Annotated in this window: 21 protein-coding genes and 2 tRNA genes; 10 read left to right on the top strand and 13 right to left on the bottom strand. The window is 35.3% G+C overall.

The features are described 5' to 3' along the window. Positions 1-131 precede the first annotated feature (131 nt). From FNW52_RS03940 to FNW52_RS03925, 4 genes are read right to left on the bottom strand one after another with little or no spacing between them, the layout of a single operon-like run. On the bottom strand, positions 132-473 hold the full coding sequence (locus tag FNW52_RS03940; protein ID WP_143376157.1) for a type II toxin-antitoxin system RelE/ParE family toxin: 342 nt from the start codon (positions 471-473) through the stop codon (positions 132-134). Next, a complete protein-coding gene (locus FNW52_RS03935) occupies positions 431-679 on the bottom strand; it encodes a hypothetical protein (RefSeq protein ID WP_143376156.1) in 249 nt (82 codons plus the stop codon). The genes FNW52_RS03940 and FNW52_RS03935 overlap by 43 nt, the downstream gene beginning before the upstream one ends. 38 nt (positions 680-717) lie before the next feature. Further along, the gene (gene rnhA / locus FNW52_RS03930) at positions 718-1,197 is read right to left on the bottom strand and encodes a ribonuclease HI (RefSeq protein WP_143376155.1); all 480 of its coding nucleotides are present in this window, start codon (positions 1,195-1,197) and stop codon (positions 718-720) included. Positions 1,198-1,207: 10 nt separating this feature from the next. Continuing rightward, entirely contained in the window at positions 1,208-1,777 is a 570-nt protein-coding gene (locus FNW52_RS03925; protein ID WP_143376154.1) for a phosphoribosylglycinamide formyltransferase, read from the bottom strand. A gap of 177 nt (positions 1,778-1,954) precedes the next feature. Between FNW52_RS03925 and FNW52_RS03920 the strand changes: the two genes are divergently transcribed. The 5 genes from FNW52_RS03920 to pyk all read left to right on the top strand — a co-directional run bounded on the left by FNW52_RS03920 (position 1,955) and on the right by pyk (position 6,412). Next, positions 1,955-2,191 carry an acyl carrier protein gene (locus FNW52_RS03920; protein ID WP_007137004.1) on the top strand — a complete coding sequence of 79 codons (237 nt, stop codon included), beginning with the start codon at positions 1,955-1,957 and terminating at the stop codon, positions 2,189-2,191. Between the two features lie 181 nt (positions 2,192-2,372). Next, positions 2,373-3,629: a beta-ketoacyl-ACP synthase II gene (fabF, locus tag FNW52_RS03915; protein WP_143376153.1), complete on the top strand. Its 1,257-nt coding sequence runs from the start codon at positions 2,373-2,375 to the stop codon at positions 3,627-3,629. A gap of 3 nt (positions 3,630-3,632) precedes the next feature. Then, a complete protein-coding gene (locus FNW52_RS03910; protein WP_143376152.1) occupies positions 3,633-4,379 on the top strand; it encodes a ribonuclease III family protein in 747 nt (248 codons plus the stop codon). A 108-nt stretch (positions 4,380-4,487) separates the two neighbouring features. Beyond that, positions 4,488-4,976 carry an IPExxxVDY family protein gene (locus FNW52_RS03905; protein WP_143376151.1) on the top strand — a complete coding sequence of 163 codons (489 nt, stop codon included), beginning with the start codon at positions 4,488-4,490 and terminating at the stop codon, positions 4,974-4,976. Between the two features lie 5 nt (positions 4,977-4,981). Beyond that, entirely contained in the window at positions 4,982-6,412 is a 1,431-nt protein-coding gene (pyk, locus tag FNW52_RS03900) for a pyruvate kinase (RefSeq protein ID WP_143376150.1), read from the top strand. 69 nt (positions 6,413-6,481) lie between these two features. On the opposite strand, the gene FNW52_RS03895 is transcribed toward pyk, so the two are convergent. From FNW52_RS03895 to FNW52_RS03875, 5 genes are all read right to left on the bottom strand, one after another. Then, entirely contained in the window at positions 6,482-7,831 is a 1,350-nt protein-coding gene (locus tag FNW52_RS03895) for a DUF5689 domain-containing protein (RefSeq protein ID WP_143376149.1), read from the bottom strand. 18 nt (positions 7,832-7,849) lie between these two features. Continuing rightward, the gene (locus tag FNW52_RS03890; protein ID WP_143376148.1) at positions 7,850-10,687 is read right to left on the bottom strand and encodes a carboxypeptidase-like regulatory domain-containing protein; all 2,838 of its coding nucleotides are present in this window, start codon (positions 10,685-10,687) and stop codon (positions 7,850-7,852) included. 278 nt (positions 10,688-10,965) lie between these two features. Continuing rightward, on the bottom strand, positions 10,966-12,177 hold the full coding sequence (locus FNW52_RS03885) for an MFS transporter (RefSeq protein WP_143376147.1): 1,212 nt from the start codon (positions 12,175-12,177) through the stop codon (positions 10,966-10,968). A gap of 189 nt (positions 12,178-12,366) precedes the next feature. After that, positions 12,367-13,407, bottom strand: coding sequence for a Gfo/Idh/MocA family oxidoreductase (locus tag FNW52_RS03880; protein WP_143376146.1), 1,041 nt, complete (start codon positions 13,405-13,407; stop codon positions 12,367-12,369). Positions 13,408-13,487: 80 nt separating this feature from the next. Continuing rightward, a complete protein-coding gene (locus tag FNW52_RS03875) occupies positions 13,488-14,558 on the bottom strand; it encodes an NADH:flavin oxidoreductase/NADH oxidase (protein ID WP_143376145.1) in 1,071 nt (356 codons plus the stop codon). Between the two features lie 200 nt (positions 14,559-14,758). Between FNW52_RS03875 and rseP the strand changes: the two genes are divergently transcribed. From rseP to FNW52_RS03855, 4 genes are all read left to right on the top strand, one after another. Beyond that, the gene (gene rseP / locus FNW52_RS03870) at positions 14,759-16,105 is read left to right on the top strand and encodes an RIP metalloprotease RseP (protein ID WP_143376144.1); all 1,347 of its coding nucleotides are present in this window, start codon (positions 14,759-14,761) and stop codon (positions 16,103-16,105) included. 162 nt (positions 16,106-16,267) lie between these two features. Continuing rightward, positions 16,268-16,341 (top strand) — tRNA-Asn (locus FNW52_RS03865). Between the two features lie 50 nt (positions 16,342-16,391). Next, positions 16,392-16,679, top strand: a complete 288-nt coding sequence (locus FNW52_RS03860) for a GIY-YIG nuclease family protein (RefSeq protein ID WP_143376143.1) — start codon at positions 16,392-16,394, stop codon at positions 16,677-16,679. 194 nt (positions 16,680-16,873) lie between these two features. Beyond that, positions 16,874-16,947 (top strand) — tRNA-Asn (locus tag FNW52_RS03855). 209 nt (positions 16,948-17,156) lie between these two features. On the opposite strand, the gene dinB is transcribed toward FNW52_RS03855, so the two are convergent. Continuing rightward, on the bottom strand, positions 17,157-18,239 hold the full coding sequence (gene dinB / locus FNW52_RS03850; protein WP_143376142.1) for a DNA polymerase IV: 1,083 nt from the start codon (positions 18,237-18,239) through the stop codon (positions 17,157-17,159). Between the two features lie 221 nt (positions 18,240-18,460). Here dinB and FNW52_RS03845 point away from each other — a divergent pair, with 221 nt between their 5' ends. Beyond that, positions 18,461-18,934, top strand: coding sequence for a CYTH domain-containing protein (locus FNW52_RS03845; RefSeq protein ID WP_143376260.1), 474 nt, complete (start codon positions 18,461-18,463; stop codon positions 18,932-18,934). A gap of 156 nt (positions 18,935-19,090) precedes the next feature. Here FNW52_RS03845 and FNW52_RS03840 read toward each other — a convergent pair whose 3' ends face one another. From FNW52_RS03840 to FNW52_RS03830, 3 genes are all read right to left on the bottom strand, one after another. Beyond that, the gene (locus FNW52_RS03840) at positions 19,091-19,597 is read right to left on the bottom strand and encodes a septal ring lytic transglycosylase RlpA family protein (protein ID WP_143376141.1); all 507 of its coding nucleotides are present in this window, start codon (positions 19,595-19,597) and stop codon (positions 19,091-19,093) included. A gap of 81 nt (positions 19,598-19,678) precedes the next feature. Continuing rightward, positions 19,679-20,101: a hypothetical protein gene (locus tag FNW52_RS03835; protein WP_143376140.1), complete on the bottom strand. Its 423-nt coding sequence runs from the start codon at positions 20,099-20,101 to the stop codon at positions 19,679-19,681. Between the two features lie 104 nt (positions 20,102-20,205). Beyond that, complete coding sequence (locus tag FNW52_RS03830) at positions 20,206-23,043, bottom strand: TonB-dependent receptor domain-containing protein (RefSeq protein WP_143376259.1); 2,838 nt, start codon at positions 23,041-23,043, stop codon at positions 20,206-20,208. Between the last annotated feature and the right edge of the window lie 165 nt (positions 23,044-23,208).

The raw sequence follows: 23,208 nt of genomic DNA, 5'->3' as shown, positions 1-23,208 counted from the left end.
AAGATACTTTATAAGTTGCAATATTGCAAAAGATGTGGCTCTCAAAGTTTTCATAAAAAATTACTGGAAGAATATAATGATTTATTGAAATTGAAGTAGCTATAATGAAGCATTTAAAACCGCTAATGCAGTTATTTCCTCTTTCTAAAACTTGAAGATTTTCTTTTGCCGCTCAAAACACCCAAAATTGTAACTACATCTCCTTTGAATTTAAAGACTATTAACCAAGATCTGTAGCTTGCTTTTCTGTAAATTTTAGATTTTGTTGGAATGTTTTCGCACTCAGAGTAAATGGTTGGGTTCAAGATGATTTTATTCATTGTCTTTTGAATTCCATCACCCACTTTAATAGCATTGAGGGGTTGAAACTTAACAAATTCAATGTAATCTACAATTTGTTCTAAATCTTCGTAATATTTCTGTGAGATAGTTAACGCATACGACTCAGAATTTCCTTTTTTTTCTTTTCCCATTTTTCATTAAATGTTTCTAAAGACATTGTTGGCGATTTTTCGGCATCGTCAATCCATTTCAAAAAATCTGCTTGAGACATTTCTTGCTCGTCGTCGTCTTTTTCGAAATCAATAAAAACTTTTAAAGGTTTACCAACAAGATTTTCCGGAATCTCAAAAGTAAGATTCACAATAGTATCCTTTGGTATTAAAGTTTGCTCTATCATAATCAGGCATTTAAACAAATTTACAAATTATATCATTCCTAAAACAACTTCCCTACTTCTTTTTCATAAAATGCATCAATAGAAACTTGTTTTTGCATGGCAGCCATAACAGCCAGTTCATCGCATCTTTCGTTTTGGGGGTGGTTATTGTGCCCTTTTATCCATTTGAAATCCACCTGATGTTTTCGGTAAACAACCAGAAAGCGTTTCCATAAATCAGGGTTTTTCTTTCCTTCAAACCCTTTTTTCTCCCAGCCAAAAACCCATTTCTTTTGCACAGAGTCCACAACATACTTCGAATCTGAGATCACTAAAACAGACGTATTCTCATTTTTTAATTTTTCTAAGCCTACGATAACACCTAACAATTCCATTCTATTATTGGTCGTGTGTCTAAAACCCTCGTAAAATTCTTTTTTATACGGTTTTCCAACCCATTCCATAACTACTCCATAGCCTCCATTTCCAGGATTCCCTTTGGCAGCACCGTCTGTATATATATGTACGTCGTATTTCAATAGGTAAGTCTTAAAGGTTGGATAAAAGCAATTTTTCAATTTCTTCTGGAAAATGTTTTTGTTCTAATGTGTGAATTTTTGCCGCAACATCTTCTGGAGTATCCGTTTCTGTCAAAACAACACTTTGCTGAAAAACAATATTCCCTTCATCATAATTCTCGTTTACATAATGAATAGTAATTCCAGTTTCTTTTTCATTATTTTCGACAACCGCTTTATGAATATGCATTCCATACATTCCTTTTCCACCATATTTTGGCAATAGTGCTGGATGTATATTTACGATTTGATTGGGATAGACTTCAATTATAGTTGACGGGAATTTCAACAAAAAACCAGCAAGCACGATTAAATCTGGCTGAAACAAATTCAACTCTTGTAGTGTTTTTCCTGAATTTAAGTCATCTTTAGAAAAAATAACCGTGGGAACCTCCAGATTTTTTGCTCTATCAATCACTTTAGCATTTGCATTATTTGTAAAAACTCCAACAACATTTCCAATACTCCTTGTGGCAAAATACTGGATAACATTTTCAGCGTTAGTCCCCGATCCAGAAGCAAAAATCACAATTTTTTTCATAATTCAATCCATTAATTTATGCAAAAAAAGGAATAAAAATTGAAAATAAATAGGATTGAGAAATCTTTGTCAAAATAAATTTTATAAATTAGTGCTCACATTTATTCACTAAATAGTTGTTTTAAAATAAAGTTGTTTTATTTTTGCCAACAAATTAAATTCTAAAATTAAAAGATTATGTCAGACATTGCATCAAGAGTAAAAGCGATTATCGTAGACAAATTAGGTGTTGACGAAAACGAAGTTGTAACAGAAGCAAGCTTCACTAATGATTTAGGAGCTGACTCATTAGACACTGTTGAGCTTATTATGGAATTCGAAAAAGAATTTGACATTCAAATTCCAGACGATCAAGCAGAAAACATCGCTACTGTAGGTCAAGCTATCTCTTACATCGAGGAAGCTAAGAAATAATAATTAAACACCCGTTTACATTTTTTTGTATTCGGGTGTTATTATTTTTTAAATTAAATTTTCGATTGAAATTCAATCTAAATATATTTATATTATAATACCCATTGCTCTTTTACAATACTATTACAGTATAGAAAGCATGGGCTTTATTTGTTTAAAAAGATAACAAAACAAAAGAGTTATGGTTTTAAAAAGAGTTGTTGTAACAGGCCTTGGTGCTCTTACTCCCATTGGAAATAATATCCAAGAATATTGGAATGGACTTATTAATGGGATAAGCGGTGCAGCACCCATTACGTATTATGATACTGAAAAACATAAGACGAAATTTGCTTGTGAAGTTAAAAATTTCAACTTTGAAGTATACATGGATCGCAAAGAAGCCAGAAGATTGGATAAATTTGCACAATATGCTATTGCCTCTAGTGATGAAGCCATAAAAGATGCTGGAATTACTCCGGAAAATATAGATAAACAAAGAGTAGGTGTGATTTGGGGAGCTGGAATTGGTGGATTAGAAACCTTTCAAGACGAGGTATTATATTATGCTAAATGCGACGGTACTCCAAAATTTAATCCTTTCTTTATTCCTAAAATGATTGCCGATATAGCACCCGCTCATATCTCTATGAGAAATGGCTTTATGGGTCCCAATTACACAACAGTTTCAGCCTGTGCCTCCTCTTCAAATGCCATGATTGATGCTTTCAACTATATCCGATTGGGAATGTGTGATGTAATTATTACTGGAGGATCTGAAGCTGCCATAACCATTGCAGGAATGGGCGGATTTAGTTCTATGCATGCATTATCCACTAGAAATGACAGTCCAGAGACTGCTTCAAGACCATTTGACGCCACACGAGATGGATTTGTACTTGGTGAAGGATCTGGAGCTTTAGTATTTGAAGAATATGAACACGCAAAAGCAAGGGGTGCAAAAATATATTGTGAGGTTGGTGGTTGTGGTATGTCCTCTGATGCTTATCATTTGACGGCCCCGCATCCTGAAGGAATAGGTGTAATTGCCGTAATGGAGAACACTTTGAGAGATGCAGGAATGACTCCAGACCAAGTAGACCACATCAATACTCATGGAACTTCTACGCCTTTGGGAGATGTTGCCGAATTGAAAGCAATTAGTCATGTTTTTGGGAGTCATGCAAAAAATATAAATATAAATTCAACCAAATCAATGACTGGTCATTTACTTGGTGGTGCTGGAGCAATTGAAGCAATAGCTTCTATTCTAGCTATGAAATACGGAATAATTCCTCCAACAATTAATCATCAAGTTGCAGATCCAACAATTGACCCTAGCCTAAATCTAACTCTCAACGTAGCCCAAAAGAGAGAGGTAAATGTGGCTATGAGTAATACTTTCGGATTTGGAGGTCACAATGCTTGCGTTCTATTTAAAAAATTAGAAAACGAATAATAGATGCGTATCCTAAAAAAAATATTCTCAAAATCCCGTTCTCCAGAAGACGGGATTTTTTTTGATGCTATTCAACCTATTCTTGGATTTAGCCCACTAACTCTTGAGTTTTACAAAAAAGCTTTCACCCACCGCTCTTCCAATCGGTTGGATTTAAAAGGAAATCCCATTAATTACGAAAGACTGGAATTTCTTGGGGATGCCATGCTAAGTTCAGTTATAGCAGCCTACCTTTTTACTGAAGCTCCTTTGGGAGATGAGGGTTACCTTACCAAAATGCGTTCTAAAATTGTTAGTAGAGAACACTTAAATGAACTAGGAAAGGATTTAAATTTAATTCAATTTATTGAAAGCAAAGTTCCTTTACATCATTTTGGAGAAAACATACACGGTAATATTTTCGAATCATTAGTTGGAGCCATCTACTTAGACAGAGGCTATGAATATTGTGAAAAATTTATCCAAAAAAGAGTAATCGTACCTTATGTAGATATTGCTCGATTAGAAGGAAAAGTGATCAGCTATAAAAGCTTGGTTATAGAATGGTGTCAAAAAGAAAAAAAAGTATTTCATTATGACATTTTTGAAGATAATGCCATAGATGGTCAACGTTTATTTGGTGTAAAACTTAGTATTGACGATAAAGTTATCGCCAAAGCCAGAGCGACTTCAAAAAAGAAAGCAGAAGAGAAAGCATCCCAACGCGCTTATTTTGCTTTTCAAGAAAAAATTGACAGAAAACAACTATAACGTTAGTAATACTACATCGTTTTCGTTAATAAAATAGTATAATCCTAGCTATTTGCCTTCTATTTGCTTGAATAGAAATGGTATATTTACGCTTTATATGTAAATGAAATGGCAATTCATAAATTAGATCTTGGCGAATTTGACGAAATAGATTATAGTCTAATTGCTATTTATACCTCATTAGATGATTATCGATTGGCTTATTACATCAATCAAAAATTTAATGTAAGCCTTAGTAAATCTAAAAAAGAAATTCAAATTACTGGAAAAGATGGAGAAGTCCATTTTTCGAGATTTCATTATTATGAAAAGAAAAAAGAAATTTCTTGGGATTTGATACAAAATAAAAACGAAGTCATTCAAAAACAAAAAAAAGAGAGTCTGGACTTGTTTTCTAATATGAACATGGACGTTTCATCAAAAGTGTATATGCTTCCAGAATTCAAAAAAGCAGATTACTTTTTGAAAATAGAAAACGGCGTAGCCGATTTAAATATTTTAAAAATACAGAATACATTAAATACCATTGACAATATAACTACGATGTATATTGTTGACACTAATAAACTAAAATCAAAAAACAATTTAATTTTTTAATACCAATGCTTACAAACAAAAAAACCAAAATTGTAGCCACACTTGGGCCTGCATGTAGTACAAGAGAAATCATAAAAGACATGATTGATGCAGGAGTAAATGTATTTAGAGTGAATTTTTCGCATGCTGATTACGAGGATGTAAAACAAAAAATAAGTATTATACGAGGTCTGAATGAAGAGTTTGGATATACTACCGCAATTCTAGGAGATTTACAAGGACCTAAACTACGTGTTGGTGTTATGGAAGATGGTGTTGTAGTAAATGACGGTGATTTAATTACTTTCACAACCGCCGAAGATATACTGGGTACTGCCAAGAAAGTATTCATGAAATATGCCAATTTTCCAAATGATGTAAATCCGGGAGAAAGAATATTACTGGATGACGGAAAACTGATTTTTGAAATTGTTACAACTGATAAGAAATCAGAAGTTGTAGCTCGTGTAATTCAAGGGGGTGAATTAAAATCTAAGAAAGGGGTAAATTTACCTAACACTAAAATTTCTTTACCAGCGATGACTGAAAAAGATGTTGCAGATGCTATTTTTGCAATAGAACAAAATTTAGACTGGATTGCTCTTTCTTTTGTAAAAACGCCACAAGATTTACAAGACTTACAAGACTTAATTGCCAAACATTCTGAATACAAAATCCCGATTATCGCCAAGATAGAGATGCCTGAGGCATTAGAAAACATAGATCGAATTGTTGCTTATTGCGATGCTTTGATGGTAGCTCGTGGTGATTTAGGAGTTGAACTTCCTGCTCATGAAGTGCCATTGGTTCAAAAAGAATTAATTCGCAGAGCAAAAACAGCGAGAATTCCTGTAATTGTTGCTACTCAGATGATGGAAACAATGATCACAAGCTTGACACCAACCCGTGCTGAAGTAAATGATGTTGCCAACTCTGTAATGGATGGAGCCGATGCAGTAATGCTTTCTGGAGAAACTGCTACAGGAAATTATCCAGTACAAGTAATCCAAAAAATGACTCAAATTATTGAAGCAGTTGAAGATTCTCCGCTTATCCAAGTTCCACAAAACACACCACAAGTAAGAACAAACCGTTTTATCACTAAAACAATTTGTCATCACGCTGCCCTTATGGCCAATGTGATTAAAGCAAAAGCGATTTGTACCTTGACCAATAGTGGCTATACGGCTTTCCAAATTTCGGCTTGGAGACCATCTGCCCATATTTTGGTTTTTACTTCAAATAAAAGAATCCTTACCCAACTTAATTTATTATGGGGAGTAAAATCTTTCTATTATGACAAAAGAGTAAGTACCGATGATACCGTTACAGACGTAAATGCGATTGTAAAAGAAAAAGGTTTTGTAAAAAAAGGAGATTTCCTAATTAACTTAGCTGCAATGCCAATCATTGAAAAAGGAATGGTAAACACATTAAGAGTTTCTGAAATAGAATAGTTTCAAAAACCCTTATACAAACAACACTTAAAAACCGTCTTGTCTCTTAAATAGATTCAAGACGGTTTTTTATTTATCTCCAAAAATCTGAACATCGTCTACTTGAAAAGCGCCATCCAAAGCAAGATTCTTTCCTGAGCCGGTGTACTTGAAAGCAATATTTATTTTACCCGCATAGGATGACAAATCAATTCCTCCAGAACCCACAAACTGATACCAAGGTGTTGCTTGTTTGGGTAATATAACTTTTAGTGGAATCCACGTGGCTTTGTCAATATTCAAACCATCAAAGTTTTTAGAGACATATACTTCGAGCGAATTTAAAGGAGAATCAACATCCAAGTGATGCTGTGCCGATCTAAAAGTGAGCACTTCTTTGGTATGCAAATCCATATCAATTTTTGGAGAAATCAGCCAAGCTATATTCGATGCTACTTTGGTTCCTGTGGCATTAAACTCGGCATAACCATTTCCTGCGTACAAAGTTCCCAACCAAAATTTAGTTCCTTTTTGTACTAAATTAGCCCAACCCGGAAGATTGAGTTTAGTATTGGTCACTACACTTTGGAAATTTTCGGCAAAGAACGGAACTGTAGCAGTACCGGTAAACATCACATCTTTTTCGGATCGTGCCAACAATTGATAATCCGAGCCAAATTTGGTCAAAACCCCTCGTACTTTTCCACTTCCGTCTGGAACAATTTTATCAGCAAAATCAGAAAAACTACTGGTTCGAAACAAAACTTGATTCCCTAATCTATCTATCAAACTCCAATTGGTAGCGCCCCCAACATCATTGGACTCTTCATAATAATGACGACCAATAGCATCACTGGTAAATTGCACATCCGACAATTCTACCAGCGTATTGATGTTCGAATCGCGCAATAAATCGGGTATAGAAATAGGACGAACCAGTAGTTCCTCGCTTAGCATTGTACAAGAAGCATTCAAGACTTTTTTATAATCGTTTGGAGAAATTCTACCAACCCCTCCTTCATTATAGGTATTGACATAAATACTCCCAATACGCATTCCTCCAAAATAAATGTCGGTATATTGATCTTTCATTTTGAGATACACTTTATTCCCTAATCGAAAATCAATGTAGGTATTCGAAGCATCAACAGGGACGCTAAAACCCATTGCTGGTATTGTGGCTGTTGCCAAAGTTTGAAACGAAATAGTCTTAAAAAAATTTCCAGACTCATCACTGGAAACAACATACGCTTCAATAATGTCATCATATTTATATTGAGTCACTATGGAACTTGCAGTGGCTCGAACTTCTTCAACAGTACGATTGACTTTCAAATCGGGTTGGGTACAACTTAGTTTTGGCACATCAAATTCCTCCTTTGCGCAGCCACCAAAAGTCATTGCAATTCCTAAAAAAACAACGCAGTACTTTAACTTCATATTCTTTATTTTAAAAATTTATAAATTGATGTACAGGTTTACAAAATACGTTCTCCCGTAACCGTAAAAATATTTATTCCCAAAATTGGGAGTTCCGCTAGAAACATCTTGATTGAGTTGCCGAAAATTAGCATTTCGAGCCTGCTCATATCCTCCCGTTTTATAAGTCAAATCCAGAACATTATTTACCGTTGCAAAAAGCCCGATATTCTTGCCTTTTACTCTCCAAGACTTACCTCCCGAAATGTTTAACAAAGTGGTAGGCTCGAAAGCTTCTTGTGTTAATAATTCTCTGGCTCTTTCCTCCGAAACTTCTGGAAAATTAAAGCCACTTTCGGGATTTTTATAGAATGTAGCTGTTCTGGAAATAGGAGAAATATCTATAAAACTATCGGCCAAATAATTGATATTGACACCAATCCACCAATATTTGGGGTCTCGGTATTCAATTCCTAAAGCAAACGCTTGCTGAGGCATTCCCCCCTGATGGTAATTTTGTAATGTCGAAGTTCCAAAATCAAATACGGGATTGGGATTTTCAATAGTGGCTTGAGCGTCATTGGTTATGGTGACATTGGGATTGCTATCGTACGTATATTGACCATAAGCTGCCGAGAAATTAGTCATTAGAGTTGGACTTAATTGGTACTGAAAACTGAATTCGGCTCCTAAGTTTTTCTTGTCTAGATGTGTTAAAGTCTGACTCACAAAAGCATCGGTATTGGCATATCCTGCTCCATCATCAAATATTCCCTCGGCGTAAAAGAAAGAAGTTTGTGTGATGTTCTTTATCGTGGCATAAAAAAGAGTGAGACGGGTTTGCCATTTTGGAGTGCGATAAAAATAACTCACATCCAAACTACTTATGTTTTCATTTTCTAAATCCGCTACAACCGAATTGTTCAAACGGGAATTGGGAAACGTATTCCGGATGGTTGGGGCATTGGAAAGATACGCTCCATTAAAATTCAACTGCTGTTTCCCCGAAATTTTAAAAAGTATTCCACCTTTAAAACCAAAATTCTCAAACTTTACTTTCTCGCTTTTCCCAAAAGAATTGGTTGCGTAGATTCCGTTTTGGTACAGGCCTTCTCTTTGATAATTCGTACTTATGAAGTTTTGTGCCAAATAAAAATCGACTTTATCATACGTAAATTTAAAGTTGGTAAAAAGGTTTAACGTATTCGCATCATAATTAAAATTGTAGCCATACGCATCTCCCACCACAACCTGTCTATCGGGATGATTCAAATCCGATTGAGCTTGATTTCCATTATAAAAAACATCAATATCATCAAAATACAAACCTCCCAATAAATCCGTTAATTGTTGGTAATTATGGGATTTTAAATGACTGTAAAAACCTCCTGCCGTCAAGAAAAGAGTATCACTCAATTGCGTATTAAAGGTAGAATTGGCCGTTATCGTTTGGTCATCCGTACGATCTTCGTACAAAACATAATTGCTTTTTGCGGAAGCATAACCTGTTATTTTTCCGCTTGCATCCAAAACAGGAGATTGATTCGCATAATACAGCGCCTTCCAATCAATTTGATTATTGGCGAGAAACAGCGCTACACTTTTGTCTGCATTCTCATAATCGGGTATAAATGCTCCTGAAAATTCTCCGTTATCGGGTGCATATAACGAACTGTAATAGCTTGGCATTTTTCTATAATAGGTCGGGTCTGGACTATTCCCATTTTGATAATCGATGTTACTATTCGTTATTTTACCAAATTGATACGTCAAACTCGAATTCAGAATCGTATGATCGTTGAGGGTAAAAAAATGATTCAGCATCAAGATGGGCTCCTCAATCGTTTTTATTCTTGCATTCCGTTTTTTGCCGTCTTGCCAACCCCAATACGAATTGTATTTTTCGCTCGTTAATCCCGTAACTTCAGCGGTATTTGGCGAATTTTTGGCTCGGGAATTGGGCGTGTAAAATCCTGAGAAATTCAAAGAATGCTGGTCGTTTATTTTCTTTTCTACACTAATGAAACCCGCTAAAGCATTATAATTGGTTCCATCAAAATACCCCTCGTCTGCCCAACGAGTTCCTGCCGAAACCACATAAGCCCATCCTTTGTTATTCATTCCAGAGGCATAAGTAGCCATCATTCGCCAGGAATAATTAGTATTGGTTCCCGAAAAAGAAAGAATCATGTCCGGTTTGTAAATCGAAGCGCGAGTGTTGATTTCTTGGGTTCCCAAAATACCGCCAAAAGCATAATCCGAAGGAAAAGAACCCACCGTAAATTCTTGATTCCGAATCACATTATTCAATCCGCCCCAATCGCCCCATTGTGGTCTGCCGTCAAAAAGTTTGTTCATCGTAACTCCGTTGATCATCGTAGTGGCATACTGACTGTCTAACCCCCGAATCCGAAAACGGGCTTGCCCCCAATTGAAAGCCGCCGCTTGTTGAAAAGCATCTCTGGAGGATTGCAAAAGCCCCGAAGTACTTTCGGAGCCACTATTATCATCACTTAAATCGCTTTCAAGTAGTGTGATAATTCCTGTTTGTTGCTCTGAAGTTTGATTGTCCTCTAATGGAATAGCTCCCAAATCTAGCATTTGATCCTTAACAATTACAATAGGAAACAATGCATCTTTGAACCCCTGACTGTGCAAAAGCACCAATTGATTTCCTGAAGGAACAGCATAAAAACTAAAAATTCCATCGCTCGTTGTGAGTTGCATGAGGGGTGTATTTTGGATAGTTACCACTACATTTTCTAATGGTTTTTGGGTTTTAGAATCAATGATTTTCCCCTTAATTCCTGTTGGTTTTTGGGCAAATACAAAACTCATATTCAATAAAAAAAGCATTCCTAGCAAAAATTTATTCATACCATATTTTTAAACTTATTGGATATGCTGTATGCCAAATATTGCATACAGCATATCCAAAAATTAGATTCGTTTTAAAAAAGGATAAAAAAATTTTGGAAAAAAAGTGACACTAAGACACTAAATCAAATGTGGTATTTTGAATTTCAATCGAATAAAAATAATAGCCGATTGAAACCCAAGCTATAAACTTAAGAAAAAAACTATTAAGTATTTAATTAAAAGCATTTTTTTCTTCATTATAACAAAAAACAAAGGAGTAGTTTAGGATTCTATTCTTAATCTATAACTTTGATTCGAGTAACCATAAGGGCTATGAGAAACCCAAAGATTCCGATAAAAGCGAAAGAAAATCGCAAACTCGAAATTTCGGCAATGTATCCTATTAGTGGTGGTCCCATCAAAAAACCCAAAAAACTAACGCTAGAAACTATAGTTAAAGCTTCGCCCGCAGGAACCGTTTGATTTTTTCCAGCGACACTGTAAACCGTAGGGACAATGGTTGAAACCCCAAAACCAACCAACATAAAGGCAATAGTTGATGGAATTATGAAAGGAAAAATAACTGCGGTAAAAAGCCCAACCGAAATCATAACACCTCCAATTTTAAGAATCAGCTGCTTTCCAAATCGATGAATCAAGTGGTCACCAAAAAATCGTCCGCTTGCCATTGTAATCATAAACGAAGTATAGCCCAAAATAACCAATGGTCCGGGAACTTTAATCACATCCTTAAAATAAACACCACTCCAATCAAACATTACCCCTTCGCTCGCCATGCAACAAAAACCAATTACCCCAAGCCAAATTAAAGCACTGTCTGGTTTTGAAAACAGTTTTTTCTTTTCGACTTTTAAAGTCTCTTTGGCTTTGATCAGAAATTTAAAATTAAAAGCAATCAACAACAATACGATTGCTGCCACTATCAAAAAATGTTCATAGGGCGTTAGCTCAAAAGCCAGCATTCCTAAACCAACCAAAGCACCTATAAACCCAGCCAAGCTCCACATTCCGTGAAAAGAAGACATAATGGTTTTTTTATAAAGGACTTCGGTATAAACCCCTTGGGTGTTTACGGCAATATTAGATAAGTTTCCAAATATTCCAAACAGGAACAAACCCAGCGATAATTGCCACGTTTCTTTGGCCAATCCTAAATTGGTTAAACTAAAAACGTATAACAATAAGGAGAAAATCAAAACACGGCAACTGCCAAAACGAGTGACTAATTTACCAGAAAAAGGCATAATCACGAGTTGCCCTAGCGGTATAGCAAACAATACAGTCCCTAAACTTCCATCACTCAAATGCAAAGCCGTCTTAATATCTGGAATTCTGCTGGCCCAAGTCGCAAAACTCAAACCCATTCCGAAATAAAACATAGATACTGCCCAACGTATTCGAGACAAATAAGAAGCTTTTATGTCGGTATAGGTTTTCTTGTATTTTGCTTTTGTACGCGACCTTCCAATAAAATTTAAATCTATCAAAACGATTGTTTTAGGGATTGTTTTTTTCAAAAGTACAAAAAGAAAAAAAGGCTTACGAACAATCGTTTCATTTAGTGGGAATTACAACGTTATTGTTGAAAAATCGTCGACAATCACCTCCGAACAAGAATCATTTGGAGGTGTCACCCAAGCTGCAAAACGAGATATTTAGTGCTAAAAACATAATTCTTATAACTCTACAACTTTCCCTTGAGAACTACTTTTAATAGCCGCTTCAATAATTTGCATCACCTGCAATCCTTCTTGAGCCGTTACCGGTTCTCTTTTATCATTTATAATAGACTGATAAACGCCTTCAAAAAAACCATAATAGTTTCCGGAAAGGCTTGAAATCTTATCCCGAAAGAGTTCACCATTTATTTCTGTATGCAATAACCCTTCGTCTTCTACAGACTCTTCCCCCCAAGAAGTTAAATTCGGTTTTGCGCCTACTTTTAAGTTATCTTCTTGTACATCTCCGCGAGCTTTCAAAAAAGAACCTTTTTTTCCATGAACCACATAAGCAGGAAGTGCTTCCCTAACAAAAAATCCCGCTTTAAGTCTTACCCGGAATTCAGGGTAATACAGCAAAATATCCAAACAATCATCAACCAAAGAATGCTCGCGTGTCACTCGAATATCAGCAAAAACACTTTGGGGAAACCCAAACAAATACAATGCTTGGTCGATTAAATGCGGTCCTAGATCCCTTAGAATTCCAGCACCGGAATTCGCAGTTTCCTTATGTCCCTTCGGACTCAAAAGCGGATTGTAGCGATCAAAATGGAACTCCGCTTCTACCAATTCTCCCAACACTTTATCGTTCAAGACTTTTTGTACCGTTTTAAAATCACTGTCCCATCTTCGATTCTGAAAAACCGAAAGTTTTAAACCTTTTTCTTTGGCCAAATTGTCTAATTCCCGAGCTTGAGCTACCGTTGTGGTAAATGATTTTTCGACAATGGCGTGTTTTCCTGCCATCAACACTTTTTTGGCATATTCAAAATGAGTTTCCACCGGTGTATTTACTATAACCAAATCAATATCATCTTGAAGTAATTCTCCAAGAGTTGCATAACTTTTTACATTCGGATAATCCTGTTGAATGAGTTTCTTGCTTCTTTCCCAGGAACCAACCAATTCAAATCCATCGTGAAATACTATAAAAGGGGTGTGAAAAACTTTTCCAGACATTCCGTAGGATAGTAGAGCGGTTTTTATTTTTTGCATGTTATATTAGGTTCTTCCACAAATAATGTGGATTACAGTTTTTCAATTTATCGTTACCCTCGTTTAAAAGTAACAGAAACTTATCTCGTTTTAGCCCTATCATATTGTTTCGGCCATTGTACATCAACTCCCAATTCTTGGGCAAAATCCAAAGCTAAATTTGGGTTTCTAAGCGACTCTCTAGCAAACAAAACAAGGTCTGCTTTCCCACTTTCTACAATAGCTTCGGCCTGTTGAGAAGTGGTAATCAAACCAACCGCTCCCGTCAAAATTCCCGCTTCCTTTTTTATCTGTTCGGCAAAAGGGACTTGATAATTGGGACCTAAAGGAATTTGTTGATGAGACACCAATCCGCCTGAGGAAACATCGATTAAATCGACTCCGTTTTCTTTTAATATTTTCGAAAGTTGTAAAGATTCTTCACTATTCCATCCGCCATCTGCCCAGTCAATAGCCGAGATTCTTACCAATAAAGGAAATTCTTTCGGCCATTCAGACTCAACCGCTTGCAACACTTCTAAAAGCAATCGGATACGGTTTTCAAAAGAACCTCCATACTCATCCGTCCTTAAATTAGATAAAGGCGATAAGAATTGGTGCAACAAATAACCATGTGCAGCATGAATTTCAACCACTTGATATCCTGCCTGAACCGCTCTTCTAGTAGCCAATTTAAAGTCGGAAATTACTTTTTGTATCCCTACAAAATCCAATCGTGTAGGTACATGTTCATAATCATGAAAAGCAATTGCACTTGGAGCAACTGTTTCCCATCCGCCTTGATTTCGATCCAGTTTTTTATTGCCATACCAAGGAGACGAAACACTCGCTTTTCTGCCAGCATGAGCCAATTGTATTCCCGGAACCGAATCTTGGCTACTAATAAACTTGGTAATCGATTGTAATTTTTCGATGTGATCATCGCTCCACAAACCTAAATCACTGGGAGAAATTCTAGCTTCGGGAGAAACGGCTGTAGCCTCTTGGATAATTAGCCCCGAACCACCTGTAGCACGGCTGCCAAGATGAACCAAATGCCAATCATTAGCAAAACCATCTTCTGCCGAATATTGACACATGGGCGAAATTGCAATTCTGTTTTTGAGGGTAATACTTTTTATTTGTAAAGGAGAAAATAACGGAGACGACATAAATACAAGGGTATTAACATTTTAAGCCCAGAAGCATTAAAACAAGATTTTTATACCGTAAAGTTATTCTACTAAGTTTAAAATTAAACCGAAAAATGCATTAATTAACAAACATTTAAAACGATACCCAAAAATATAGCGCAAATAATAAAATAGAAAATAGTACTTTTGTCCGTCATTAAAGAACCGAAAATTAAAAAATGGAAATAGTTATCAAGCTTTCTCAATTTTTATTGAGCTTATCATTACTTATTATACTTCACGAATTAGGACATTTCATTCCTGCTAAATTATTCAAAACCAGAGTCGAGAAATTCTATTTGTTTTTTGATGTCAAATATTCCCTTCTAAAAAAGAAAATTGGCGAAACCGAATACGGCATTGGATGGTTGCCTCTTGGTGGTTATGTAAAAATATCTGGAATGATCGACGAAAGCATGGACAAGGAACAAATGGCATTGCCTGCACAACCTTGGGAATTTAGGTCTAAACCAGCTTGGCAACGTTTGATTATTATGTTGGGTGGTGTAACGGTAAACTTTATCCTTGCCTTCATTATATATATAGGTATGGCGTATGCTTATGGAGATTCCTATATTGCAAATGCTGATATGAAAGACGGTCTTTTGATAGAAAATCAAGCGATGATTAATGCAGGATTCAAATCGGGTGACAAAATCGTGGCTGTAGATGGCGAAAAGATTGTACGTTTTGACAAGGAAATCAGCTCTAAAGTTATTTTGGGCAAAGAAGTTGTCCGTGATAGAAATGGAGTAGAACAAACCATTAAAATGCCAAATGACTTTGTTGACCAATTGTCTAAAGTCGAGAAAGTACCTTTGGTATCGATACGAATTCCATTTGTTATTGGAAATGTACCCGACGATGAATCTTTAAATAAAAATCTTAAAGCAAAAGACATTCTTTTGTCTCTAAATGGTCAAACTACAAAATACCTTGATCAAGCCAAAGTAATTTTAGAAAACAACAAAAATAAAACAGTTTCGGCATTAGTTTTGAGAGATCAAAAACAAGTAAATCTAAATGTAAAAGTAAATACTGAAGGTAAACTTGGAGTTCAACTTGGTGGTTTAGGACTTGAAACGCTTGAAAAACTAGGATATTACAAAATCACGCATCAAAAATATAGTTTCTTAGAATCGATTCCTTTTGGTATTGAAAAAGGAAAAGACCAATTGGTAGGATACGGAAAACAATTAAAAATGATTTTCAATCCAGAAACCAAAGCTTACAAACAAGTAGGTGGTTTTAAAGCCATATTTGATATTTTCCCAAGTTCTTGGAGCTGGGAAGTTTTCTGGAGTATCACAGCCATTTTATCAATTATGCTTGGTGTTATGAACTTATTGCCTATTCCAGCGCTTGATGGTGGACACGTAATGTTTTTATTATTTGAAATCGTAAGCGGTAAAAAACCGAGCGACAAATTCTTAGAAAACGCCCAAATGGCTGGTTTCGTATTACTTATAAGCCTACTGCTTTTTGCTAATGGAAACGATATTTACAAGGCCATAATTGGCAAGTAAAAAAGAATGATTTTTTTGTAATTTTTGTTTGCAACAACCAAATAAAATCATATCTTTGCACCGCTTTAAAAGTGAACAACACTTTCCTTCTTAGCTCATCCCGATAGCTATCGGGAGGTTAGAGCAAAAGTTATTAAATTGATGAAATAAAAATATACAGTTTCCTTCTTAGCTCAGTTGGTTAGAGCATCTGACTGTTAATCAGAGGGTCCTTGGTTCGAGCCCAAGAGAGGGAGCTTTTTAAAAGCCTGACAGCAATGTCAGGCTTTTTTGTTTATATTTGTTTATGAATCATTTCGTTTATATTTTATACTCTCCCATAAAAGACACCTATTATATTGGAGAAACTTCCGATTTAGAAAATCGTCTTCATTGGCACAATAGTGATGAATTCAAAAGTGCATATTCCAAAATAACAAATGATTGGACAATATTTTTTTCCTTCGTATGCAAAGACATTATTCAAGCTAGAAAAATCGAAAAACATATTAAATCAATGAAGAGCAAAGCCTACTTACAAAATCTAAATAAGTATCCTGAGCTAAGTAAGAAACTAATCGAAAGATTCTCATAACCAAACTTAATTCATTTTTTTTCAAGCTTAAAAAAACTTGCAGAAGATATAATTTGTAAAAAAAATGATAGTCTTTTTTTTGTTCAAAACGCAGCAAAACCAACACGTAAAAAGGTTTTAAAAAATTTAAAAAAATATTTGCTACATCCAAATAAAATCATATCTTTGCACCGCTTCAAAAGTGAATCACACTTTCCTTCTTAGCTCAGTTGGTTAGAGCATCTGACTGTTAATCAGAGGGTCCTTGGTTCGAGCCCAAGAGAGGGAGCATTCATAAAAAGACTATCAGCAATGATAGTCTTTTTTTTTTGTTTAAATCTACTTTCTTAAAATATCAAATCTTAGATTGCCGCCTTAGCAAATGCGATTGCTTCGTTCCTCGCAATGACATGCGCAACGTCTTTGCGAGGAACGAAGCAATAACACTAGCAAAAGCAATAAGGGCTCAACCATTGTTCAACCTAATGCCTTTCCTAATCAAAAGTCAAATTTAAGCTGAACCACTATAGTTTTTTTGATTTCGGTATTTAAGTTACTCAAGGAAATCCCAAGAAGCCGAACTGAATCTTTCATTTTCTCCTGATACAACAACTCCTTAACCGTTTCTAGAATCAACGCTTTATCCGAAATGAAATAAGGCATGGTTTTACTACGCGTTTGTTGCGTAAAATCGCTGTATTTAATTTTCAAAGTAATGGTTTTACCCGCAATAGAATGCTTTTTTAAACGTCGCTCTAATTCATGGGCTATTTTTTCAAGCTTTTCGACCATGAATATCTCCGATGAAAGATTACTATCAAAAGTATGTTCCGCAGCTACTGATTTTGTTATTCGGTCCGACTTTACTTCACTATTATGAACACCCCGAACCACATTGTAATAGAAACCTCCCGACTTACCAAAATGCTTTTCCAGAAATTCAATCGATTTACTTTTAAGATCCAAACCCGTAAAAATTCCAAGTTGAAACATTTTTTCGGTAGTGACTTTCCCTACTCCGTAGAATTTTTGAATGGGTAGTTGTTCCAAAAAAGAAATCACTTCGTCTGGATTGACCGTTTTTTGACCGTTGGGCTTGTTGTAATCACTCGCAATTTTGGCCACAAATTTATTGACTGAAATCCCAGCCGAAGCCGTTAAGCCTACTTCATTAAAAATACGCAATCGTATCTCCTGAGCCAATAAACCGGCACTAGGATTGCCCTTTTTGTTTTGAGTAACATCAAGATAGGCTTCGTCTAGCGAAAGGGGCTCGACCAAGTCTGTATAATCACGAAATATTTTATGGATTTTTTTGGAAATTTCTTTGTAGCGGTCAAAACGTGGTTTTACAAAAATAAGTTCTGGACAAAACTTTTTGGCCAAAACACCGCTTATAGCAGAACGAACACCAAATTTTCTGGCTTCATAACTGGCTGCAGATACCACTCCGCGATTTTCGGCACCACCTACAGCAATGGGCTTTCCCTGCAATTCCGGATTATCCATTTGCTCTACCGAGGCATAGAAAGCATCCATGTCGATGTGTATGATTTTTCTATTTGGAACAGGTTCGAGCATGTTACAAATTTAGAAACGTTTTGAAAGAAATGATACCGGGAGACTGTTAAAAAATAAATGAATATCTTTGATGCAGCAGCGAAGATTGCTGATTTTCGATTAACGCTTTTTGACCCCAGCGATAGCGAACTGGCGAAGCATTTCAGATTTTGTTTTGAGAAATCAAAAATCGTTAATCATCTCCCGAAATCTTTCGGGACTAAAATTATTAATTCATGAAAATGATAGAAATAGAAAGAAAATTTTTAGTCACTTCGGATGCGTTCAAAAAAGAAGCTTTTACTCAAAACCGAATAAAACAAGGCTATCTGAGCTCCGTTCCCGAAAGAACCGTAAGAGTCCGTATAAAAGGAAATACCGGTTTTTTGACTATAAAAGGACCGTCGAATGATTCGGGCTTGTCTCGTTTTGAATGGGAAAAAGAAATCCCCGTCGTGGAAGCCGAAAAATTATTACTATTGTGCGAAGCTGGCGTTATTGACAAAACTCGATTTGAAGTCAAAACAGCCAAACATACAGTAGAAATAGATGAATTTTATGGCGACAATGAAGGCTTAATTATGGCTGAAATTGAACTTACATCAGAAACAGAATTCTTCGAAAAACCGATTTGGCTAGGTAAAGAAGTAACCAATGACAAACGCTATTACAATTCCTATTTAAGCAACAACCCGTTTAAGAATTGGGAAGAGTAAGTGATTGTGAAGAGTAATTAGTGATTAGCAAAACGCGCCTTAGAACTAAAAAATCTAATTTTATTAGAAATAAAGAATAACATAATTTTATAAAGAATTCAAAATTCATTCAACAGTCAAGAGCTAATCACTTTTCACTAATTACTAAAAAGGCTATCACTTTCGCAATTCCTCCATTTTTACAATTACAGCTCCACTTCCTTTATTAGAAGCAATATCCATAAAAGCTTTTTTACTTAAATCTATTTCTCTTCCTCTTGCAAAAGGCCCTCTGTCTATTACCTCTACAACAACTGATTTACCATTGGCTTCATTCGTGATTCTAAGTTTGGTTCCAAAAGGGAATTTCCTATGGGCTGCGGTTAGTTTTTTGTTGTCAAATCGCTTGCCGCTTGCCGTTCTTTTGCCATTAAACTTATCGTGATAATAAGATGCATGTGCATTTTTTTTGAAGAATACAAACTTCCCCGTTTCGACTATTACAGTATCTGGATCAGCTTCAACTTTATCAGTTTCTTTTACAACTTCTTTCTCACTTATTTTATTAGTTTTCTTTACCGTGTCTTTATTAATGGAAAATTTCTTGTTATTTATAATAGAACTCTGACTGCTCATTAAGCCAACATTGGCTATTAAAAATAACAGTGTGATAATTTTTTTCATTTATAGTTTATTAGGTGAAACTTTGAATTGCAAAAAAGTATTGGTAAAAAAAAGTCCTTTTCAGGACTTTTTAAAATTGTATTAAAACCACAATGACCAAGGAATTCTACTTAAAATAAGTACTAATCCTAAACCGTAAAATATAGAAAAGGTTTTAAATTTTGATTCGCTAGTTGTTAATTTTTTATGTTTAGACCAACCTATAGTAATCAGAGTAATAGCAATTAAATTAACCAAAGGGTGTTCTAATGAAGTTAAACGCAATGCTTTATCAGACATTTGTCCCAAAGAGGCCAATCCTAGCGGAGACACAAAATACAAAATCAACCCAACCAACAATTGAACGTGTGTACCTATCAATCCAAACAAAGCAATTTTTCTGTCTTTGGCAGTAAATTCTTTTTTAGAAGACATTCCTATTATGGCATTAACAACAGCAATAACTAGAACCAACAATGCAACATAAGCCCAACCTGAGTGAAATTTTTGTAAAATAGTGTACATAAATAAGTTTTTAATTTGAACAAATATAAGCAAAAAAGTCATAAAAAAACCCCGATTCACTAAAAAGCGATTGGGGTTTTCTATACAATATTTTTATTCTTTTTTTAGAAATCGTAACGCATACTAAAGTTCCAAGTTCTTCCAAATCCGAAGAAAACTTGGTTGGCAGTTGCAACTCCGTCGTAAATCAGTCCATTTGAAGTATAAGTCCCTTTTGCAGGGATTTTTGAATCTATATTATCATCAGCAAAGATGTTAGTTCTAGATTCAGCAATATACGTTTCGTCTAAAACGTTGTTCACATTTATTCTAAAATTCATTGACTTGTCTTTCTTTGCACCAACAAGCATTTTATAAGAGAAACCAGCATCCATCAATCCATAAGACGGCAATTCTAACGCTCCTTTATTGGTAGCCGATGAGAAATTAGCGGGAGTAATTCCAGCATATAAATTATTATTAAAATTATAATTTGCATCTAAAGTTACTCTTGTCAAAACCTCATAAGAAGCTCCCAAAGAAGCTGTCATTTGAGCCGCATCACCTACTTTAGCTTTGTCCATATATAGCGTAACATCAGTGAACCCGGGAACAGCTGTATTATCCGCCAACAAATAAGAATTACTAATAGCATTCCCTTTGTATTCCCATATTCCATAAGAAAACATAGCATTTACTCTCAATTTATCGGTTATAGGTGAGTTTATCTCAAGTTCAACTCCAGAGTGCACCTCATTAATACCTAAATATTCTGAATAAGTTGAATTAGCAATAATAGCTGGAGTAGTTGAAGTAGCTGCAGAAGCTGGAAGCGCATTCCCTCTTAAATATCTATCATCCCAATGAGTATTGTAAACGTTTAAGTTAGCATTAAATTTAGCTGAACGGAAACCATATCCACCTTCAAAGCCTAATATTTTCTCATTGGTAAGATTAGGATTTACTAGAGATCTGTTATTTGGATAAACTGAATTAAAGAATGGTTGCTTTGAATAGTATCCAGCATTTACATAAACATTGTGATTTTCGTTGATGTTATAGTTAGCTCCTCCTTTTACGTTACCTCCCAATATCTTCTCATAATCCGTAGAAGCTAAAGGATTTGTTGGCGCATATACAAAATCATCTTCTCTTTTAAATCCTTGTTGAGAAACTGCTCCTTGCACAAAAGCCGTTAAATTGTCTTTAGAATATTCTAATTGCGTAAAAGCACCATACCAAGTTACGTTTCCAGTACTATTAAAAGCAATTTTTTCATAATCTTTATTCTCAAAAACATTCCATTGAACATCCGTATCGTAAGTTGTAGTAAGATGTCTATTTGGATAATTAACATTGCTATTATCTAAATACTCATTCCCACCCAACAAATCATTCAAAACGGTATAATGATACCCTTTGTAAGATCTAGCATCAACACCAAAATCCAAAGTTAACGTTTCGCTTAATTTTTTATTCAAGTCAATCACTCCACCATACCAGTCATGTGAATTAATAGAAGAAGTTTGAGAGATACCAGAAGTACCCGAACTAGCAGCAGCAGGAGTATTAGCATTAGACCCGGAAGCAGTACTATTTTGATATACTCCCCCGATTTTAGTTCTAGTCTGAAGACCCGTAAAACCATTAATCATGACAGGTACGCCAGAATTGTAGGCTTGAATTTTATCATAATCTACCAATCCGTCAGCCGTTCTAAAGGCAGTTACGTCGTTATATGCTTTTCCTCTAATTCCACCTGCAGTTCTTGATCCAGCACCACGACCCCATGAAGCATAAAGTATCGTAGATAATTTAGTCGTTTCGTTAATTGCATAATCCCAGTTGATAGATGCAATCGGCTTGTGATAGTAATTTTTATTGATATTGTATTTTTCCCCATTCAAATACCCTGCATCGGCATTGTACCTTACATTTGGATCATCCATCGAACCGTATTGTTGGTAAGTGGCAATTGTAGAAGCAGTAGCTCTTTGGTTGTGCCATTGTGGAGCCCCCGTTATAGTCAATTGAAAATCATGTTTATTATTTTTAGTAGCATATCCTAAAGCCACATAATAGTTTACTCCTTGAAAGTCAGTACCGTTTACGTACCCATCTCCTTGAGTTTGAGCCAATAAAATAGAAGCCGAAAGTCCATTATCTAATTTCCCACTATTATAAGAAGCTTGAGTTTTTAAATAATTTGCATTTCCAAAACCAGTAGAAATTGATCCTCCTTCTTTTTTGTCAGAAGATTTAGTAAGAATATTTATTGTTCCCCCAACAGATGAAACAGCCAATTTTGAAGAACCTAAACCTCTTTGCACTTGCATCGCTGATGTAACATCAGACAATCCTGCCCAGTTACTCCAAAAAACGCGACCGTTTTCCATGTCGTTAATAGGCATTCCATTAACCATTACTGCTATATTTTCTTGAGCAAATCCACGAATATTAATTCTTGAATCTCCAAAACCACCACCACCTTTTGTAGCATATACTGAAGGTGTGTTTTTTAGAATTTCAGGAAATTCTTGAGTCCCTAATTTTTCTTGAATCTCCGCGGCTTTAATCGTAGATACAGCAACAGGAGTTTTTCTGCCTTTTGCAACGTCAACAACAGTTGATTTAACAACTATTTCACTCAATTCATTTGAATTAGACACCAAAACAATATTACCCAAATCTGTAGTACCGTTGTTTAAAGCTGTGAACTTAACTGTTTGGTTTTCATAACCAATGTAAGAAATAATTAATTGCCCAGCATTTGCAGAAGCAGTAATGGTAAATTTACCATCAAAACCTGTCGAAGTACTAGTTGAACCTTTAATCGCAATATTTGCTCCAGGCAAAGGACCTTGTCCATCTGTAATGGTTCCAGTAATTTTCCCTTGTGAAAACACGGTTGAAACCACTAAAAATAGCAATCCAGTAAGCACCCAATTTTTCATTGTAGTCATCATTGTTTGTTTAAATATTTTTGGCAAAATTATAACATTTGAATCAATAAATGTTAAGGAAACATTAAGTTATTACACTTTTTACTATACACGCATACTAAATAAGCATATTTTTATTAATTGATTAATATTTTGCGTTTTTATCTGAATTTAAACATAAATACT

Origin of the sequence: Flavobacterium sp. ZT3R18 (assembly GCF_007097385.1) — a bacterium.
Classification (GTDB): Bacteria; Bacteroidota; Bacteroidia; order Flavobacteriales; family Flavobacteriaceae; genus Flavobacterium.
The sequence above is the reverse complement of the archived record's forward strand: the minus strand, read 5'-3'. Positions and strand labels throughout refer to the sequence as shown.

Coding starts and splice junctions, on each gene's coding strand:
- FNW52_RS03880 (WP_143376146.1), bottom strand. CDS start 13,407: ATGCAAAAAATAAAAACCGCTCTACTATCCTACGGAATGTCTGGAAAA.
- FNW52_RS03905 (WP_143376151.1), top strand. CDS start 4,488: ATGGCAATTCATAAATTAGATCTTGGCGAATTTGACGAAATAGATTAT.
- FNW52_RS03835 (WP_143376140.1), bottom strand. CDS start 20,101: ATGTACACTATTTTACAAAAATTTCACTCAGGTTGGGCTTATGTTGCA.
- FNW52_RS03830 (WP_143376259.1), bottom strand. CDS start 23,043: ATGACTACAATGAAAAATTGGGTGCTTACTGGATTGCTATTTTTAGTG.
- dinB (WP_143376142.1), bottom strand. CDS start 18,239: ATGCTCGAACCTGTTCCAAATAGAAAAATCATACACATCGACATGGAT.
- pyk (WP_143376150.1), top strand. CDS start 4,982: ATGCTTACAAACAAAAAAACCAAAATTGTAGCCACACTTGGGCCTGCA.
- fabF (WP_143376153.1), top strand. CDS start 2,373: ATGGTTTTAAAAAGAGTTGTTGTAACAGGCCTTGGTGCTCTTACTCCC.
- FNW52_RS03925 (WP_143376154.1), bottom strand. CDS start 1,777: ATGAAAAAAATTGTGATTTTTGCTTCTGGATCGGGGACTAACGCTGAA.
- FNW52_RS03860 (WP_143376143.1), top strand. CDS start 16,392: ATGAATCATTTCGTTTATATTTTATACTCTCCCATAAAAGACACCTAT.
- FNW52_RS03840 (WP_143376141.1), bottom strand. CDS start 19,597: ATGAAAAAAATTATCACACTGTTATTTTTAATAGCCAATGTTGGCTTA.
- FNW52_RS03895 (WP_143376149.1), bottom strand. CDS start 7,831: ATGAAGTTAAAGTACTGCGTTGTTTTTTTAGGAATTGCAATGACTTTT.
- FNW52_RS03920 (WP_007137004.1), top strand. CDS start 1,955: ATGTCAGACATTGCATCAAGAGTAAAAGCGATTATCGTAGACAAATTA.
- FNW52_RS03940 (WP_143376157.1), bottom strand. CDS start 473: ATGGGAAAAGAAAAAAAAGGAAATTCTGAGTCGTATGCGTTAACTATC.
- FNW52_RS03875 (WP_143376145.1), bottom strand. CDS start 14,558: ATGTCGTCTCCGTTATTTTCTCCTTTACAAATAAAAAGTATTACCCTC.
- FNW52_RS03845 (WP_143376260.1), top strand. CDS start 18,461: ATGATAGAAATAGAAAGAAAATTTTTAGTCACTTCGGATGCGTTCAAA.
- rseP (WP_143376144.1), top strand. CDS start 14,759: ATGGAAATAGTTATCAAGCTTTCTCAATTTTTATTGAGCTTATCATTA.
- FNW52_RS03890 (WP_143376148.1), bottom strand. CDS start 10,687: ATGAATAAATTTTTGCTAGGAATGCTTTTTTTATTGAATATGAGTTTT.
- FNW52_RS03935 (WP_143376156.1), bottom strand. CDS start 679: ATGATAGAGCAAACTTTAATACCAAAGGATACTATTGTGAATCTTACT.
- FNW52_RS03910 (WP_143376152.1), top strand. CDS start 3,633: ATGCGTATCCTAAAAAAAATATTCTCAAAATCCCGTTCTCCAGAAGAC.